At 38.7% G+C, this 16,101-nt stretch carries 18 protein-coding genes; 9 read left to right on the top strand and 9 right to left on the bottom strand.

Going from position 1 to position 16,101, the window contains the following annotated elements:
* Nucleotides 1-714: 714 nt before the first annotated feature.
* The 4 genes from WD048_17115 to WD048_17100 are packed head-to-tail and all read left to right on the top strand — an operon-like array spanning nucleotide 715 to nucleotide 2,891.
* Nucleotides 715-1,293, top strand: coding sequence for a LemA family protein (locus tag WD048_17115; GenBank protein ID MEX0813943.1), 579 nt, complete (start codon nucleotides 715-717; stop codon nucleotides 1,291-1,293).
* A 1-nt stretch (nucleotide 1,294) separates the two neighbouring features.
* Nucleotides 1,295-1,738, top strand: coding sequence for a TPM domain-containing protein (locus WD048_17110; protein ID MEX0813942.1), 444 nt, complete (start codon nucleotides 1,295-1,297; stop codon nucleotides 1,736-1,738).
* Nucleotides 1,716-2,465 carry a TPM domain-containing protein gene (locus WD048_17105; GenBank protein MEX0813941.1) on the top strand — a complete coding sequence of 250 codons (750 nt, stop codon included), beginning with the start codon at nucleotides 1,716-1,718 and terminating at the stop codon, nucleotides 2,463-2,465. Before WD048_17110 ends, WD048_17105 begins: the two co-directional genes overlap by 23 nt.
* Before the next feature lie 12 nt (nucleotides 2,466-2,477).
* Nucleotides 2,478-2,891: a GNAT family N-acetyltransferase gene (locus WD048_17100; protein MEX0813940.1), complete on the top strand. Its 414-nt coding sequence runs from the start codon at nucleotides 2,478-2,480 to the stop codon at nucleotides 2,889-2,891.
* Nucleotides 2,892-3,057: 166 nt separating this feature from the next.
* Here the strand turns inward: WD048_17100 and WD048_17095 are convergent, their stop codons facing one another.
* A complete protein-coding gene (locus WD048_17095) occupies nucleotides 3,058-3,378 on the bottom strand; it encodes a hypothetical protein (protein ID MEX0813939.1) in 321 nt (106 codons plus the stop codon).
* 107 nt (nucleotides 3,379-3,485) lie between these two features.
* On the opposite strand from WD048_17095, the gene WD048_17090 reads away from it, so the two are divergent.
* From WD048_17090 to meaB, 5 genes are read left to right on the top strand one after another with little or no spacing between them, the layout of a single operon-like run.
* On the top strand, nucleotides 3,486-4,661 hold the full coding sequence (locus WD048_17090) for a methylmalonyl-CoA mutase family protein (GenBank protein ID MEX0813938.1): 1,176 nt from the start codon (nucleotides 3,486-3,488) through the stop codon (nucleotides 4,659-4,661).
* Nucleotides 4,658-6,784 carry a methylmalonyl-CoA mutase gene (gene scpA, locus WD048_17085; GenBank protein ID MEX0813937.1) on the top strand — a complete coding sequence of 709 codons (2,127 nt, stop codon included), beginning with the start codon at nucleotides 4,658-4,660 and terminating at the stop codon, nucleotides 6,782-6,784. The genes WD048_17090 and scpA overlap by 4 nt, the downstream gene beginning before the upstream one ends.
* A gap of 26 nt (nucleotides 6,785-6,810) precedes the next feature.
* Nucleotides 6,811-7,047, top strand: coding sequence for a hypothetical protein (locus WD048_17080; GenBank protein ID MEX0813936.1), 237 nt, complete (start codon nucleotides 6,811-6,813; stop codon nucleotides 7,045-7,047).
* Nucleotides 7,029-7,328, top strand: a complete 300-nt coding sequence (locus tag WD048_17075) for a type II toxin-antitoxin system RelE/ParE family toxin (protein ID MEX0813935.1) — start codon at nucleotides 7,029-7,031, stop codon at nucleotides 7,326-7,328. Before WD048_17080 ends, WD048_17075 begins: the two co-directional genes overlap by 19 nt.
* A gap of 7 nt (nucleotides 7,329-7,335) precedes the next feature.
* The gene (meaB, locus tag WD048_17070) at nucleotides 7,336-8,313 is read left to right on the top strand and encodes a methylmalonyl Co-A mutase-associated GTPase MeaB (GenBank protein MEX0813934.1); all 978 of its coding nucleotides are present in this window, start codon (nucleotides 7,336-7,338) and stop codon (nucleotides 8,311-8,313) included.
* Here the strand turns inward: meaB and WD048_17065 are convergent.
* The 8 genes from WD048_17065 to WD048_17030 form a co-directional block, all read right to left on the bottom strand.
* Nucleotides 8,310-9,209 (bottom strand): hypothetical protein, encoded by a 900-nt coding sequence (locus WD048_17065; GenBank protein MEX0813933.1) that lies wholly within the window; start codon nucleotides 9,207-9,209, stop codon nucleotides 8,310-8,312. The two genes, meaB and WD048_17065, sit on opposite strands and share 4 nt — an antisense overlap.
* Before the next feature lie 61 nt (nucleotides 9,210-9,270).
* Nucleotides 9,271-9,468: a hypothetical protein gene (locus tag WD048_17060; protein ID MEX0813932.1), complete on the bottom strand. Its 198-nt coding sequence runs from the start codon at nucleotides 9,466-9,468 to the stop codon at nucleotides 9,271-9,273.
* A 153-nt stretch (nucleotides 9,469-9,621) separates the two neighbouring features.
* Nucleotides 9,622-10,578, bottom strand: coding sequence for a DUF4340 domain-containing protein (locus WD048_17055; GenBank protein MEX0813931.1), 957 nt, complete (start codon nucleotides 10,576-10,578; stop codon nucleotides 9,622-9,624).
* 32 nt (nucleotides 10,579-10,610) lie between these two features.
* The gene (locus WD048_17050; protein MEX0813930.1) at nucleotides 10,611-12,131 is read right to left on the bottom strand and encodes a GldG family protein; all 1,521 of its coding nucleotides are present in this window, start codon (nucleotides 12,129-12,131) and stop codon (nucleotides 10,611-10,613) included.
* An 11-nt stretch (nucleotides 12,132-12,142) separates the two neighbouring features.
* Complete coding sequence (locus WD048_17045) at nucleotides 12,143-12,868, bottom strand: ABC transporter permease (GenBank protein MEX0813929.1); 726 nt, start codon at nucleotides 12,866-12,868, stop codon at nucleotides 12,143-12,145.
* Nucleotides 12,869-12,880: 12 nt separating this feature from the next.
* Nucleotides 12,881-13,801, bottom strand: a complete 921-nt coding sequence (locus WD048_17040; GenBank protein MEX0813928.1) for an ATP-binding cassette domain-containing protein — start codon at nucleotides 13,799-13,801, stop codon at nucleotides 12,881-12,883.
* Nucleotides 13,802-13,935: 134 nt separating this feature from the next.
* The gene (locus WD048_17035) at nucleotides 13,936-14,115 is read right to left on the bottom strand and encodes a hypothetical protein (protein MEX0813927.1); all 180 of its coding nucleotides are present in this window, start codon (nucleotides 14,113-14,115) and stop codon (nucleotides 13,936-13,938) included.
* Nucleotides 14,116-14,126: 11 nt separating this feature from the next.
* The gene (locus tag WD048_17030; protein MEX0813926.1) at nucleotides 14,127-15,923 is read right to left on the bottom strand and encodes a T9SS type A sorting domain-containing protein; all 1,797 of its coding nucleotides are present in this window, start codon (nucleotides 15,921-15,923) and stop codon (nucleotides 14,127-14,129) included.
* Between the last annotated feature and the right edge of the window lie 178 nt (nucleotides 15,924-16,101).

Below are 16,101 nucleotides of genomic sequence, written 5' to 3'. Positions count from 1 at the left end.
AAATTAGCAGCAGCTTTTGTTTCTCTCATTTTTTAACCCTTGATTCGCATTATTATATCAATTGCTCATGATTGTTTGTTACAGCAAACAAAATTTGGATAAATTGCTTGTTGCGATGAACAATTGAAATTTTTTTGAAATGAGTTTGTATTAAAATAATCTTAATAAAAGCATTTAAATGAACAAGGTAGTTCTGGCTTCATTTAAGGAAGTGAAATTGAATTTACCTACTATTTTGTTTATTTTCCAATTCAAATGTTGAGTTATGAAAAACAAGAAGAACTTAGTGTTATCTTTCGAGGAAAGAGCATTACTTGGCGAAAAGATCATCTTACAGCAGCCCGAAATTTCTTATCAGCAAGCTTTAAAACAAATACTAAAGCTGAAAAGGACTTCTATAATCAATCAAAAATTAAAGAAAAACAGAAAAACGAGCTCCTGAAATTTTCCAATGACAATAATCTATGGTTTGCAGGAAATTTGTCTGATTCAAATAAGCGAAGGAATTCAAAAGGCTGAACTGAAATTAAATGCCATACCCCACATTTAACATTTTCCATCACACATTTTCCATCATACTTTTTCCATCATACTGTTTCCATCACACATTTTCCATCATACATTTTCCATTTTTACAAGAAGATTTTCCGCTCAATTCAAAATTTAATAAACGCCCAAGAAAACCTATTTTTGCAACAAATAAAATCACCAAAAATGAAAACAGCTTCAATAAGTAAAATCTTTTTGCTCCTGATCTTTGCCTCCTTTTTAAGCAGTTGCGGCTACAATAAAATGGTAGGCCTTGATGAACAGGTGAGCAGCCAATGGGCCAATGTGGAAAATGTTTATCAAAGACGGGCGGACTTGATTCCCAACCTGGTAAATACAGTAAAAGGTGCTGCCGATTTTGAGCGCGGTACTTTGCAGGATGTCATTGAAGCCCGCTCAAAAGCTACCCAGGTGAATGTCAACCCAAACGATCCGCAATCACTGGAGCAGTTTCAGCAGGCACAAGGCAAATTGAGCAGCGCACTCAGCCGCCTGATGGTCGTGGTAGAGCGATATCCGGAGTTGAAAGCCAATCAAAATTTTCTGGAATTGCAGGCACAGCTGGAAGGGACGGAAAACCGCATTGCCGTTGAAAGGAGAAAATTCAATGAAGTAACACAATCATATAACAGCACTATACGTAAGTTTCCCAATGTAATATATGCCGGGTGGTTTGGTTTTGAGAAAAAACCCTACTTTGAAGCAGACCAGGGAGCAGACGAAGTGCCAAATGTAGAATTCTGATATGCCTGATGCCAAAGATTTTTTTAGCGAAGACGAACAAGTTGCCATTATTGAAAGCATTCGCAAAGCGGAGCAAAAAACCTCTGGCGAAGTCCGACTGCACCTGGAAAACCGCTGTGGAAAGAAAGGTGCGATAGCGCGTGCAGAGCAATTGTTTCATAAATTGAAAATGGACGAAACAGAACTGCGCAATGGCGTATTGATCTACCTGGCCATCAAAGACCATCAATTTGCCATTATTGGCGATAAAGGCATCAATGAACTTTCGCCAGAAGACTTCTGGGAAAATGTGCGCGACCTGATGCAGGAGAAATTTAAAAACGGTGAATTCCTTGAAGGCATTTGTGAAGGCATAGAACTGGCAGGCGAAGAACTGCAAAAGGATTTTCCCGATATGGGCGATGATAAAAACGAATTACCTGATGACATTTCATACAATAAATAAATACACTGCTTTTTTTCTGTTTTTGCTTTTTCTCCTTCCTGTTGAAACTGCACTTGCTCAAGACATCCCCAATCAACCCAGCCCTCCACGGCTGGTGAATGACCTGGGAAATTTCCTTTCTGAAAATGAAGCTGCACAACTGGAAAGAAAGCTGCGCAATTACAATGACAGCACCGGGACTCAAATTACTATTGTCACCGTGCAAGCTTTAGATGGGTACGAAATCAGTGAATACAGTTTTCAATTGGGCGAAAAATGGGGCATTGGTCAAAAAAACATTGACAATGGCTTGTTGATCCTTGCATCTAAGGAAGACCGCGAAGTGTTTATTGCTACCGGTTATGGATTAGAGGAGTATGTGCCCGATGCATTGGCCAAAAGAATAGTGGAAGCTGTGATTGTACCCAATTTTAAAAACGGAGATTTCTACAATGGTTTTGACCAGGCCATAAATTATATCATGGGGCTTGTGGCAGGAAAATTTACTGCCGAAGATATTAAAGGCAAACGCCCGCCTATTCCCTGGTACTATATTCTTATTATTCTGGTCTTATTTGGTGTTTCCTCTCTATTCAGAAGAAACCGCTATGCCTCTTATTCAGGTCGCGGCTATCGGGGCGGTGGTGGTTTTGTTGGCGGGTTTGGAGGTTCCTCCGGGGGTGGAGGAGGCTTTGGCGGATTTGGTGGCGGCTCTTTTGGCGGTGGTGGTGCAGGTGGTCGCTGGTAATATTATTCGATCATGTCTATTATCTACAAAACAGGCAATGAAATACAGTCCGATCAATTATTGGCCTTGTACAACGATGCCGGATGGCAAGCCTATACTTCCTCACCGGAAACACTTCAAAAAGCTGTCAGCAACTCACTGTTTGTATTGACTGCCTGGGAAGATGAAAAATTAGTGGGATTGCTGCGGATGATTGGTGACGGCCTCACGATTATCTATATCCAGGACATCCTTGTTTTAAAAAGTCATCAGCGGAGAGGAATTGGCAAGGAATTGATCAACAGAACCTTTGAGAAATTCAGATCGGTTCGGCAAAAAGTATTGCTAACCGACAATACTCCCGAAACCCTTGCTTTTTATAAAAACACCGGCTTTAAAAATGTAAATGATTTGGAATTGAGTGCTTTTATTAGAATTGAAAAATAGCAATGGTATTATAAAATATATTTATATGTGTTTTAACGCTACAAGTATCTTCTTTCTAAACTCCAATTTTCATCAATAAATACTAAAACCACATTCCCTTAAAAAAATGAGGGCTCCGGTTTCCCGAAGCCCTCATTGTCCAAACAAACAACAGATATGAAAAGGATTATCTGATTTCTTCTTGTACTCTATTTCTTCTTAAAAGTTTCATTAAAAAACTTGAATCATCACTTCTATTTTTTTCTATATAGTCGACAAGTTGTGCAATTGCCTGAGCTTCAATATAAAGTCCCTTGTCCCTTGAATCCGGGATCAATGCTTTTAATTTAGTTATGAGCTCATTTCTTTTCATGACTTCTTGCAAATATCTTTGCCTCGTTTTAGTGTTTTTAAAATCTCTCATTGTGTTTGCAATTTCTTGCCATACTAACACCCACATAAAGTCAATTATTATGCCAAAAACTGCAACTAATGTTAAAAAACACATAGTTCAAGGCTTTGAGCTAAAGTGCTGTAAAAAATACAGTGTCTGCGATGTAAGTTGTCCTTTATTTGCTACAGAAATTTTTAAGCCTCTATTTGTAAATTTGTAGCATGGGTAAAATAGAAAGCAGTCGTCCTGAACTTACTAAAGACTTCCCATCCCACAGCAAAGCTGAGTGGATGGAGCAAGTAAGCCGTGATTTGGAAAAATCGGGGAATGAAAGTGAGGCCATATGGAAATACAGTAATGATTTACATTTCCCAATTATTTTCAACTCAGAAGACATGAGTGAAATAGGGCAATTTACTTTTCACAGAAATGAGGGCGGCTGTGCAATTCGCATGGACTTTAGCATTTCAGATCCAAAAGAAAGTAATAAACGGATTAAAGTTGCCCTGGAAAAAGGTGTAAATGCAATTGGACTTAAACCCGAAAAAGTACTGGAAGCAGAAGATTGGGAAATTATTTTTGAAGGCGTAGTGATTGAAGCCCTCCACGTTCATTTTCTTTTTGGAAGCGGAACGCTTGAATTGTGGACAGGACTAAAGCTTTTTCTGGAAAACAAAAACACCATACAATGGCAGGGCTCTTTTGATTTTGACCCACTATTGAATCAAAAAAGCCTGGGACAGGAAGATTTGGATTGGCTGGAAGAAGCTTGTGAAATACTTCCTGCTTTCAAGCACATCAGTATTGATCAGCATGTTTTTCACAAAGAAAACCAAGAAGCAGATGAACTGGCATTAGTGCTTGCTAAACTAAGTGAATACCTTTTTCAATTGAAAGCAAAAGCTCCGGATTTAATCGAAAAAAATCTGCATTCAAGAATACAATGCACTGTACCGGTGGGCTGCATTTATTTTGTAGAAATCGCCAAATTGAGAGCGCTGCGTTTGCTTTGGCCCAACATCATTAAAAACTACGGGCTACATGAAGCTGCAGTGTATATTCAGACACGCAATTCTCCACTTTTCACACATGAAGACCCCTATTGGAACATGTTGCGCCACACCACTATGGCAATGATTGCAGTAATTGGTGGTGCTGACAGCATTCACTTAAAGATTGAAGGAGAAAAGGAAGCTGAAAACCCGGAATTTTTCCAGCGCATTGCCATCAATGTGCAGCATATTCTGCGTGAAGAATCAAAACTGGAAAATGTAAATGACCCTGCCAATGGATCCTATTATATTGAAAACCTAAGCTACCAATTGGCAGAAAAAGCATGGGGAAAATTTCAGCAGATAGAAGCCGGAGGCGGTTTCTCTAAAACAGAAAAACAATGAACAGACCGGATTTTTCAAAGATAAAAGCTTTTGAGGAAGATATTTTCCCAAAATCAGTGAAAGACAGTTCAGCTTATACTTCAGCTGAAGGCATAAGCATAAAATCCTCCTATGGCCATGCAGATATAGAAGGCATGGAACATTTAAACTATGCTGCCGGATTGCCGCCTTTTTTACGCGGCCCCTACTCTACGATGTATTTTACCCGCCCCTGGACCATTCGCCAATATGCAGGATTTTCTGATGCGGAGTCTTCCAATGCTTTTTATAAAAGAAATCTTGCAGCAGGGCAAAAAGGACTTTCCGTGGCTTTCGACCTGGCCACACACCGGGGCTATGATTCTGATCATGAACGCGTAGTGGGCGATGTAGGCAAAGCTGGTGTAGCCATAGATTCCGTATTGGATATGAAAATCCTGTTTGATGAAATTCCACTGGATGAAATGTCAGTTTCCATGACTATGAATGGCGCAGTATTGCCTATTATGGCTTTTTACATTGTAGCTGCCGAAGAACAGGGCGTGGATTTAAATCAACTCAGCGGCACCATTCAAAATGATATTTTAAAAGAATTCATGGTGCGCAATACTTATATCTATCCGCCCAAAGCCTCTATGAAAATTATTGCAGATATTTTTGAATTCACCTCGCGAAAAATGCCCCGTTTCAATTCCATAAGTGTGAGCGGATATCACATGCACGAAGCAGGAGCCACTGCCGATATAGAATTGGCATATACCCTTGCCGATGGTTTGGAATATGTGCGTACCGGAATTGAGGCAGGATTGAAAATTGACGATTTTGCTCCGCGTATTTCTTTTTTCTGGGGCATTGGCATGAACCATTTTATGGAAATTGCAAAAATGCGTGCCGGAAGATTGCTTTGGGCAAAAATCATTAAGCAGTTTAATCCAAAAAACCAAAAATCAATGGCTTTACGCACCCATTGTCAGACTTCTGGTTATTCGCTCACAGAGCAAGATCCTTTTAACAATGTAACCCGAACCTGCATTGAGGCAATGGCGGCAGCATTTGGTGGAACCCAATCCCTGCATACCAACGCATTTGATGAAGCTATTGCTCTGCCTACTGATTTCTCAGCAAAAATCGCCCGTGAGACACAGATTTATTTGCAAAAGGAAACAGGTATTTGCAATGCCGTAGATCCCTGGGGCGGCTCCTATTATGTGGAATACCTCACAGACCAATTGATGCGGAAAGCATGGGGACTGATACAGGAAGTCGAAGCACTGGGAGGAATGACTAAGGCCATTGAGTCGGGACTGCCCAAAATGCGTATAGAAGAAGCTGCTGCACAAAAGCAGGCAAAAGTAGATAGCGGCAGGGAGAAAATTATTGGGGTAAATGTATTTCAAACGGAAAATGAGGAAGAAATAGATATTCGGGATGTGGACAATGCCGCTGTTCGAAAAAAACAAATCGAGCGGCTTGAAAAGCTCAGAAAGTACCGCAATGAAACTGTTGTGGGGCTCGCACTAAGTAAATTAACAGAAGCCGCAAAAAGCGAAAAAGGAAATTTACTGGAATTATCAATTGATGCAGCGAGAAAAAGAGCTACTTTAGGGGAGATATCTACTGCTTTGGAAGAAGTCTATGGCAGGTATCAGGCAACAATAAAATCTGTATCAGGCGTGTACGCATCAGCTATAAAAGACAATGAACACTTCAAAAAGGCTCAGCAATTGGCTGATGAATTTGCCGAAAAAGATGGTAGAAGACCGCGCATAATGATCGCAAAAATGGGTCAGGACGGACATGACCGTGGCGCGAAAGTTATTGCCAGCAGTTTTGCAGATCTTGGCTTTGATGTGGACATCGGACCGCTTTTCCAAACACCCAAAGAAGCAGCCATGCAGGCCGCTGAAAACGATGTACATATTTTAGGCGTGAGCAGCCTCGCAGCAGGGCACAAAACTTTGGTACCGCAAGTTATTGAGGAGTTGAAAAAATTGGGGAGGCAGGATATTAAAGTCATTGCAGGAGGTGTAATACCAAAACAAGATTATGCTTTCCTCAGGGAGCTAGGAGTAATAGGCATCTTTGGTCCGGGAACTGTTATAGCCAAAGCAGCTATTGATATTTTGGAGAAAATGTTGGAGTAAAATTTATAAATACCAAAAAGGTGATTATGAGTACAATAAAATTAAAACAGGAACTTATTGAGAGAATATCCGGAATTGATGATATAGATTTTCTCAAAGCCATTAAAACCATTATGGATTATAAACAAAAAGAACCTTTTTTGAAGTTAAGCCCTGAACTTGAAAAAGAACTTTTATTCGAAAGTAAATCTGCAAAAAAAAGCAAGGTTGTTTCACAAGATGAAATTGACAAAAAAGTTTCAGAGTGGTTAAAAGAAAAATAAAGTGGACTAAAAATTCAGAGATTCAACTTCAACAGATCCTTGAGTTTTACATACGTAGAAACAAGAGTAGTGCTTACTCAAAAAAACTTTATGGTAAAATTCAACATCTCAAAAAAGTAGCTTCAAACCCTGAAATAGGGATTAAAACAAAGCTTGACGCTATTCGGGGTATTATTGTAGAAAACTATATTGTATTTTACGAAATTCTGAATGACAAGATAATTGTTTTGAAAATTTGGGATTCCAGACAAAATCCTAAGAAACTTGACATACCTAAGTAAAATCTATATGTCCCAGTTCTACACATCTGATGAATACGTAAAAAAAATCCTAACAGGAGACCGCATTATGCTCAGCAAGGCGATTACTTTGGTTGAGAGCACAAAAAAAGACCATCAGAAATTGGCAGCGGAAATCCTAAATGGCTGTCTCGGAAATTCAGGCAATTCCATAAGAATAGGAATAACCGGTGTGCCGGGAGTTGGGAAAAGTACATTTATAGAAGCTTTTGGCAGCTATTTAATTGAAAATCAAAAGAAAAAAGTGGCTGTGTTGAGCATTGACCCAAGCAGCAGCAGAAGCAAAGGCAGTATTCTGGGCGATAAAACACGGATGCCAAAATTGGCCAACAACCCTAAAGCCTATATCCGCCCCAGTGCCAGTTCAGGTTCGCTGGGTGGAGTGGCAAGAAAAACCCGTGAAAGTATTTTGCTCTGTGAAGCAGCAGGCTACGATATTGTGATTATAGAAACTGTTGGCGTTGGGCAATCTGAAACCAGTGTGCACAGCATGGTAGATTTCTTTTTGCTGCTGATGTTGGCCGGTGCCGGTGATGAATTGCAGGGCATGAAAAAAGGCATTATGGAAATGGCCGATGCCATAGCCATCAACAAAGCAGATGGAGATAATATAAAAGCTGCTGAAAATGCAGCAAAAGAGTATAAACGAGCACTTCACCTATTTCCACCAAAAGAATACAATTGGACAAGCGAAGTGCTCACCTGCTCTTCAATCGAGAACAAAGGTTTGGAGAACATTTGGGAAATTATAACAGGTTTTGAAATGCAAATGAAAAAATCAGGATGGTGGAGCAAAAACCGCAGCGAGCAAAATAAATTCTGGTTGCATGACAGCATTCGCCAATTGCTTCTGGATAAATTTTACCGGGATCCCGAAAAACAAAAAGCCCTACTTACTCTTGAAGATGAAGTGATGAAAGGGAAACTGAGTCCTTTTGAAGCAGCCAAGAAAATATCAAACAGCTAGAACTTAATATTGGGCTTACTGAGCTCATTTAAAACAAAATAGTTAAATGTTCGACCATCCCACTTTTTCTTAATGGTATCATTTTCTACAAACAGAATCATAGGGAATCTCCCCCCGCTCAATTCGAAAAATAATTTGTCCTCAATATTTAAATAATCAAGATTACTTACATTGCTTTGGGCAAGAAATTCCTCGGAATACTCTTTCTTTCCTCCAAATGCAATTTTGACTTCAGGGAAATTATCACCTGTCTTTTTCTCAACTGAAATTGCTCTTCCCACTCTTTGACAATGCTTACAACCCGGTGAAAAAACTGCCAATAAAAACGAATTACTATTAAAATTTTCAGAAAACAATTTTTCTTCCAAAGCCTCATTCAACCCAGAAGTCTCATCTCTAAAATCTTGCGGATAAACCGGGTTGATAACAAAAGGGATAGAAAGCAGAATTATTACAACAGGGAATTTAACCCATTTCCATTTCATATCTGAGCCATTAAATCTCAATAAATAAAGCGTAAGGATAAATGCAAATATCCAGACAGAGATATTTAGCAAGGTAATATCAGAAATACAACCATAGCAATGCAGGATAATATGGTTTGAACCCAGGATTTCCCGGGAAATATCCAAAAATGCGATGATTAGAAGCAATAGCGACAGTTTCAGTGTGAATTTGCGAGGGTTAATATTAAAAATCAAAAGGCCGGACACGCAAAGCATTAAACCTAAAAAAATGCGGGTAATGAATGGGGTTGCCAACCACCCTGACAATTCATGTTCTACCAGACGGTATTCAATCAATTCAAAAGAATTGAAATTGTGAAAAAACCATAGCAGGTTTATTAATGCCAGTATTAAATACAATATATAATTGGGCTTGTTTTTTTGTGCCATAAGTGATAAAAATAAAAAAGGCTGCCCGAAGGCAACCTTTAAAAATAAACCGTAGTGTGGACTATTTTTCTGAAACCTCACATTTAGTATAGGTACCAAAGGTGTTCATAGCATCACATGCATCTTCTGCATCTGATTTTTTGGTGTTTTCAAAAGTTCCAACAACTGTTCCATCACACTCACAAGTGTAATCTTTTTTGCAAGAAGAGAATCCAAAAGCCATTCCTGCAACTGCAAATACTAACAACATTTTTTTCATGATAAATAAGTTTTTGATTAAATAATGAAACCAAAACTATAAATCGAAATCCATCTATGCAAATTTTAGCATAATTAAATTCAATACTTATAAACATTTACTATGCCATGAAAAAAATATCTATAGGGAAAACCGAAAACCCAAACTTTGTTACTACTTTCCCCTATTATGCTGCCAGCTTCCTTTTCCTATAAAAATATTTTCAAAAAGCTTTCCCGTTCCGGCATCTATAACATTCACTGGATTGGCCGAACTTGTGAGTAATTCTTTGTCATTAAGAACAAATCCCTTTAATGTATCTGTATTGCCACTTTTGCTTTCAATAATCAACTGAAAATCAGGTTTATTACTTAAATCATCGATCTGTTTCTCATCATAAAAAGCAATTGGTCGGGTATCTGCCATTTTACCAAGCAGTTGTTCTGCCCGGCTACTATCAATTTTCACATTATCTATATTCCAGGTGTTCTCACGCTTTTCAAGAATATAATCTCCAAAAGCCGGCAATTTGTATGTTAAACGCTTCCAATCCTCTTTTGGAATGGAAATCAATTCTTTGCTGCGGTAATGGTCTTTTTCCTGCTTGGCTGTAATGGCAAGTTTTGAAGGGATTTCATAAATGTTTTTTTCACCAGAAACACGCACATAGGAATGTATGTCCTGTTGATTTCTAAACTCCGGCCGACCAATTATCAGCTCTATTGCCCGCTTTTCATTTTCATAAACAACCAACAATTTTGTACCTGATGAATCCACTTTATACTGCGGCCAGAATTTCTCAGAATTGGCTACAACCCTTTCTGGTTTTAGTCGATGCAAATTGAGCATCAATTCAGACAGCTTTTTTCTATCTGCCGGAGCACCAAAGTTTTCATTGATTTTCACTTCCCATCGCTGATCCTTTTTGTCGTTGTAAAGCACCACTTCTTTTTCCTCAGAAAACTGAGGATAAATATAAAGTGCTGAAATTCGGCTGCTGTCTATACTTACCAGTTCTTTTCTGAAATTGCGCTCTCCCTTTTCGTGATCGTACCATTTAATTCCTCCTATGATCAGCATCAATAGTATCAGTACCAAAAGCAATTGTAGATTGGATAATTTTTTCAACATGGTCTTTCAAATTTTTCTGACTTTAAATAGCCTCAGCTCATTTTCGTTTCCTTCAGTCTGTTGCGCTTTCTTTTTCTGAGCCAGGCACGTATCAGGCCATATATTATTACCAAAAACAAAGGCGTAATAAAATTAGCATACTTTATAATATTCCTGTCCCGATCTTCAAGTTCAGCAGTTATTGGTCTTGAATTTCTTCCTTTGGTGCGCAATTCATTCAATCCGGTATCATCACTCAACCACTCTACAGCATTTACAAACAGGCTTACATTGTCTTTATTCAACTCCCGGGCTTGTTGTCCCAGGCCATTTACAGGAAAGTCCCCATCTCCAAAGAGTACTAATTTGGATTTTTTAGAACTTCCAAAGAAATTTCCTTCAGCAGCGATACCTAAAATTAGCTCCGATTGGTCAAAATCACTGTCGCGCCACTGCTTTCTGATATCAAAATATGTGGATGTAGGTTCCGTAGCTGATTTAGTAGAAGTGCGCAAAAGCACATCTGCATGAATAGTAGAATCAGACAAACTGAGTTTAATGGGACTTGCAAAAGAAAATACAATATTTTCAAGTCCTTTGGTAATCGGGTGATCAGGGAATTTTCTGATTAAGGGCAGATAGGGAAATTGAATAGGTGTATTATAGGTGAAAAATCCTTGTTGCTGTTGTACACTTACTGATCCACAATTAATATCCAGCGCAAATTCCTGTTTGAGTTCAATTCCTGTTTGTTTTAACCAATCTGCCAGACCTGTCTCTACTGCTTTCCCCCTATTTGTAGAAAAATCACCTTCAACGGTATTTATGGCGAGTAACAATCCTGTTCCGTTTTTAACCTGACTTTCTAAGATTTTCAGTTCTTCTTCTGAAAAAGGGTTTTCAGGAGCGACAATAATTAATGATTCAAAATTTTCCAACTGCTCTACATTCCTCAAATCGATTTCCGACAAGTGATAAAGATCTTCCAAAACTGAAACGGCCTGTTGCATAGACTGCCTTCCTGCCGCACCGTGCCCTGTAATCAATCCAATTTTTGGCTTTTCAGGAATACTTAGCTTTTTAATACTTGATGACAATGCATATTCCATTGCAGCACCGGGCTGAATAAAAGGAAGAATTTCTTCATTGTTGGTATGAATCAGTTTGGCTCCTAAATATGCTTTTTGTTGTTTTACCTGGTCTTTGTCCCTCACATTGATCATTACAGGTTGAATACCTGCCTGCATAGCTTCTTGTTCTGCTTCTTCTGATTTGGATGGATCAATAAATTCATAAGCAATTTTCCCACCCGAACGCCTCTCGTATTCAATCAATAGGTCTTTGAAATCTGTTTTTACACTCGCTATATTAGGTGGCAGGTCTTTTGAAAAATAGGCTTTAACTGTTACTACCTGTTCCAAATCATTGAGGATGTCTAATGTGGCGTTGCTTAGCGTATAACGCTGATCACCTGTGAAATCAAGCCTAAAAGTAAATTGTGTGGAAATAAATGCCAGGCTGACTATTATTGCAAGCATTATCAATAAGCGGGTATAAAGATTTTGTTTGGACATAATTGACAGCTTTATTCAACAATATTTCTTTTACTCAAAACAGCTACGGACAATACTATTCCACAGGTAGAAAGCAATAAAAAATAGGTAATATCCTGAATATCCAACACTCCCCTGCTCATAGATTCAAAATGCATGGAGATGCTCAGATAATGAAATAGTTGAGCAGCTGTACCTCCAACATTATTACTAAGTACTTCAAATATGATCAGGAAAAACACCCCTATTAAAAGTGCAGTGAGAAATGACACAATTTGATTATTGCTGATACTGCTGGCAAATAAACCTATTCCTATATAGGCACAGCTCATCAGTATTAGCCCCAGATACCCGCAAATCACTGCACCGTGATCCACTTCTCCTAAGCGGGTCAATGTAAAATAATAAGGCAATGTAAGCAATAGTGCAATGCATATGAGTGCAAGACAAGCAAACGCTTTTCCCAATACTATTTGCGTATCACTTAGCGCTTTCGTCTGTAGCAATTCAATGGTACCTGTACGTTTTTCTTCTGCAAGCATACGCATTGTAACTGCGGGAATAAAAAAGGAAAGGGTCCAGTAAGCAATGGAGAAAAATGGCTGCATACTCACCTGTCCGCTCATAAAGACATCAGAGCCATATATCCAGGTGAAAAAACCACTCATGCCCAGAAATATGATCAGAAGTACATAGGCTGTTAAAGCATCAAAAAATGTATTGAGTTCCTTTTTAGCTATAATCCAGATAGAAGACATAATGTACTTGATTTAATTATTTGTCAATTGTCCAAAAACATCTTCTAATTTAGTTTCCAGTGGTGTCAGCTCAGTTAATATCCAGTTCTGATCTACACATAATTTAAATACCGCCTTACGTGAACTCTCACCGGGCTTGCTTTGCAACATAAAACAATTTTCCTCCAAAGTGACTTTATCTATAGTATCGAGCGCTTTTATTTTAGAAAAAATATCATTCTGCGCTGCACCTTCAATTTGTATTTTTAAAAGCTCCTGGCCTTGGGCCTGCTTTCTTAATGTATCTGCTGTGCCATCAGCTACAACTTTACCTTTATTGATAATCAAGATACGGTCGCATGTAGCTTCTACCTCGGGCAAAATATGTGTGCTCAGGATTACTGTTTTTTCCCTGCCCAGTTCCCTGATCAATTTTCTGATTTCCACTATTTGATTGGGATCTAAACCAGATGTTGGTTCATCAAGAATCAAAACTTCCGGATCGTGGATCATGGCTTGTGCCAGCCCAACTCTTTGCCTGTAGCCTTTTGATAACTGGACTATGCGTTTGTGTTTTTCTATATCAAGACCGCAAATTTTTATCATTTGTTTGACCTTGTCGGGAATATGTTTTGTTGGAACACCCTGTAATGCGGCCATAAATTCAAGAAATTCTGTTACCGGCATTTCGGGATAAAGCGGATTGTTTTCAGGCAAATAGCCAATATGTTTTTTGATTGCTTCCTGATGTTCAAGGTTATTGTAATTGCCTACCTTAACAATCCCTTTTGATGCTGCTATATAACAGGTAATAATCTTCATAGTTGTAGATTTCCCTGCTCCGTTGGGACCCAGAAAACCGAGTATCTCACCTGTTTTAACCTCAAAGGAAATATCATCCACTGCCTTTTGAGCTCCGTAAATCTTACTCAGATTTTCAACTTTTATATCCATAGGACAAAGATGAATTTTTAAATGACACAAAATTAAATGCCCTTTTAAAATATACATAAAAATCTTAACGTAGTTTAACAAAAAAGCCGAAGTTGATCGAACTCCGGCTGTAATTTTTTAAATAAGAGAGATGGTTATTTCACTGTTCCACCACCACTTTGACATGAGCTTTTAAAAGATTGCTTTACAATTCTACTTCTAGAGCAATTTTCATCACCATCATATGTGCCCCCAACACATTCCTGACATCCGCAGGAGGCAAGTGTGAAAGTGAACAAAGCAAGTACCATCATTAAAACATTGATTCTTTTCATGACTTTAGTTTTTAGAGTTTGACAATTTTGCTGCTAAATGTAACAGATTTAGAATTAATTTCCACAATATAAATACCAGAATCTAAAAAATTCAAATTTAAAATATTGTTCTGCTCATTCAATACAGTATAATTCTTTATCATCTTACCGGAAATATCATAAATCCGAATATGATCAGGAGTGTTTTCACAATTTTTGCAAGAAATAAACAAGCGGTTTGAAACCGGATTGGGAGAGAGGGTATATTCCAATTCTTCTGTTGGATCATCTATAGAAATGCTTTTATCAACAGTAATCAAACTTGATTTTGTCATGTATTCACCCAAACTGTCTTCTACTCTTGCCTTAATTATATACTCACCAAAATCGGGTGGTGTCCATTGTGTATTGTATGGTGAGGCACCGCCTGCAATGGAGTCTATCTTTTCTCCATCAACAAAAAATTCCACTTTTTGTATTCCCACGCTATTGTTGTCTTCTACTGAAGCTTCAATATTAATGGGATCCAAATTCGGGAAAAGACTGTAATCAACAGGCTCTATCAAACTGATTCCCGGTGCACTCAGGTCGGAATTTTTAATAATCACCACTGTATCGCCATTGCCCGGATCCCAAACATCCAGGTTTGCAGGAGCTCTGCGAATATCATGGTCATTGAGCGTTCCAACTGAATCGCCATTGTCAACTTTTATAGTTCTCAATTCAATTTTATAGCGATCAATCAATATCCATTTAAACTGGTTGAACTTACCGGAACTTCGCGTCCAGCTTTTGTCATCATCATTATCGCGCAAAGGTGCTCCCCAACAGCCTTCACCGGTATAGACCGTGCCATTTACATCATCTCTTAAAAAGCCCTCATCATGATTGGGGCCGGAATCAGGTATTATAGGCCAGGTCGTTTTCACAGTATGTGCATCACACTCAACGGCCAATTGCAAATGGTGATCGTAAAACGATTGTGCCCAACTTGAATATTGCAATTGATTGTCAAATTTTCCTGAGGTGTGAGGACGCATGGGGAAGTGGTATTGTGCCATTTTCCAAATAACCTGTGAATTAGTACTCAAATCGTTTTCCAACCAATTGTTTTGGGCATTGCCGGAAAAAATCATACTGTTCAATGTATAGGCTCTTAACAAATCTCCGCCAAAATTCAATGCATAATAAACATCTCCACCCGGGGTGTCGAAAATATCAATAATATCATCGTTAGATTGCTCGTGATTTCCTCTTGCTGCAATTATTGGGATCATTCTGCCATCTTCACCTATCGTAAGTTGCCAATCATCCAGCCATTCTTTCCATTCCGCATCTGTGTTGTCGTCAGTCATATCACCGCCAAACAAAACGGCATGTGGCCGCAATTTGCTTACAAGGCGATTGGCTTTTTGTCGCGGTGTGCGGTTGTTGCGCGAATCACCTCCGGCTATAATTGAGAGCGTTTCATAAGAATTGTACGGGGCTGTCTTAAACCAAAAAATATCACTGCTACCATCAGCATCCTCTATGTAAAAATAGTAAGCGGTATTAGGCTGTAAACCACTGATTCTTGAAAAGCGGTGATCCATTCCTTTGTGGCTTACAAAACGATCAACACTAAACGAATCTTTAAAAGCGGCTAAATTACCGTCATGATCAGTGGTGTCGAAATAAACAGTGGCAGTGTCTCCGCCATTCTGTACCCAGCCAATACATATAGTTGTGGATGGATCATCACGCCACATCAAACGGTACTTTTCTGTTTCCGCAGAAGTTTGAAATGCCAGAAATAGAGTAATGATGATAAAACTGAATATTGATTTCATATGTAATTGGGGTTTTGCTTTGATGTACTAAATTAAGGAAATTGTATCAATTTTAATTTCAGAAGGATTTAAAACAGACAGTATTGTCAAATATCAACTAAAGCTGAGCCCACTCTGAAAAGCGGTCTGACGGTTCACTTTTTAAAGCCATGAATATTATTGGGCATGGTTTACAGTC

Source organism: Chitinophagales bacterium, assembly GCA_040877935.1.
In the GTDB taxonomy this organism is placed as follows: Bacteria; Bacteroidota; Bacteroidia; order Chitinophagales; family CAIOSU01; genus JBBDNB01.
This window is presented reverse-complemented; position numbering and strand designations above follow the sequence as displayed.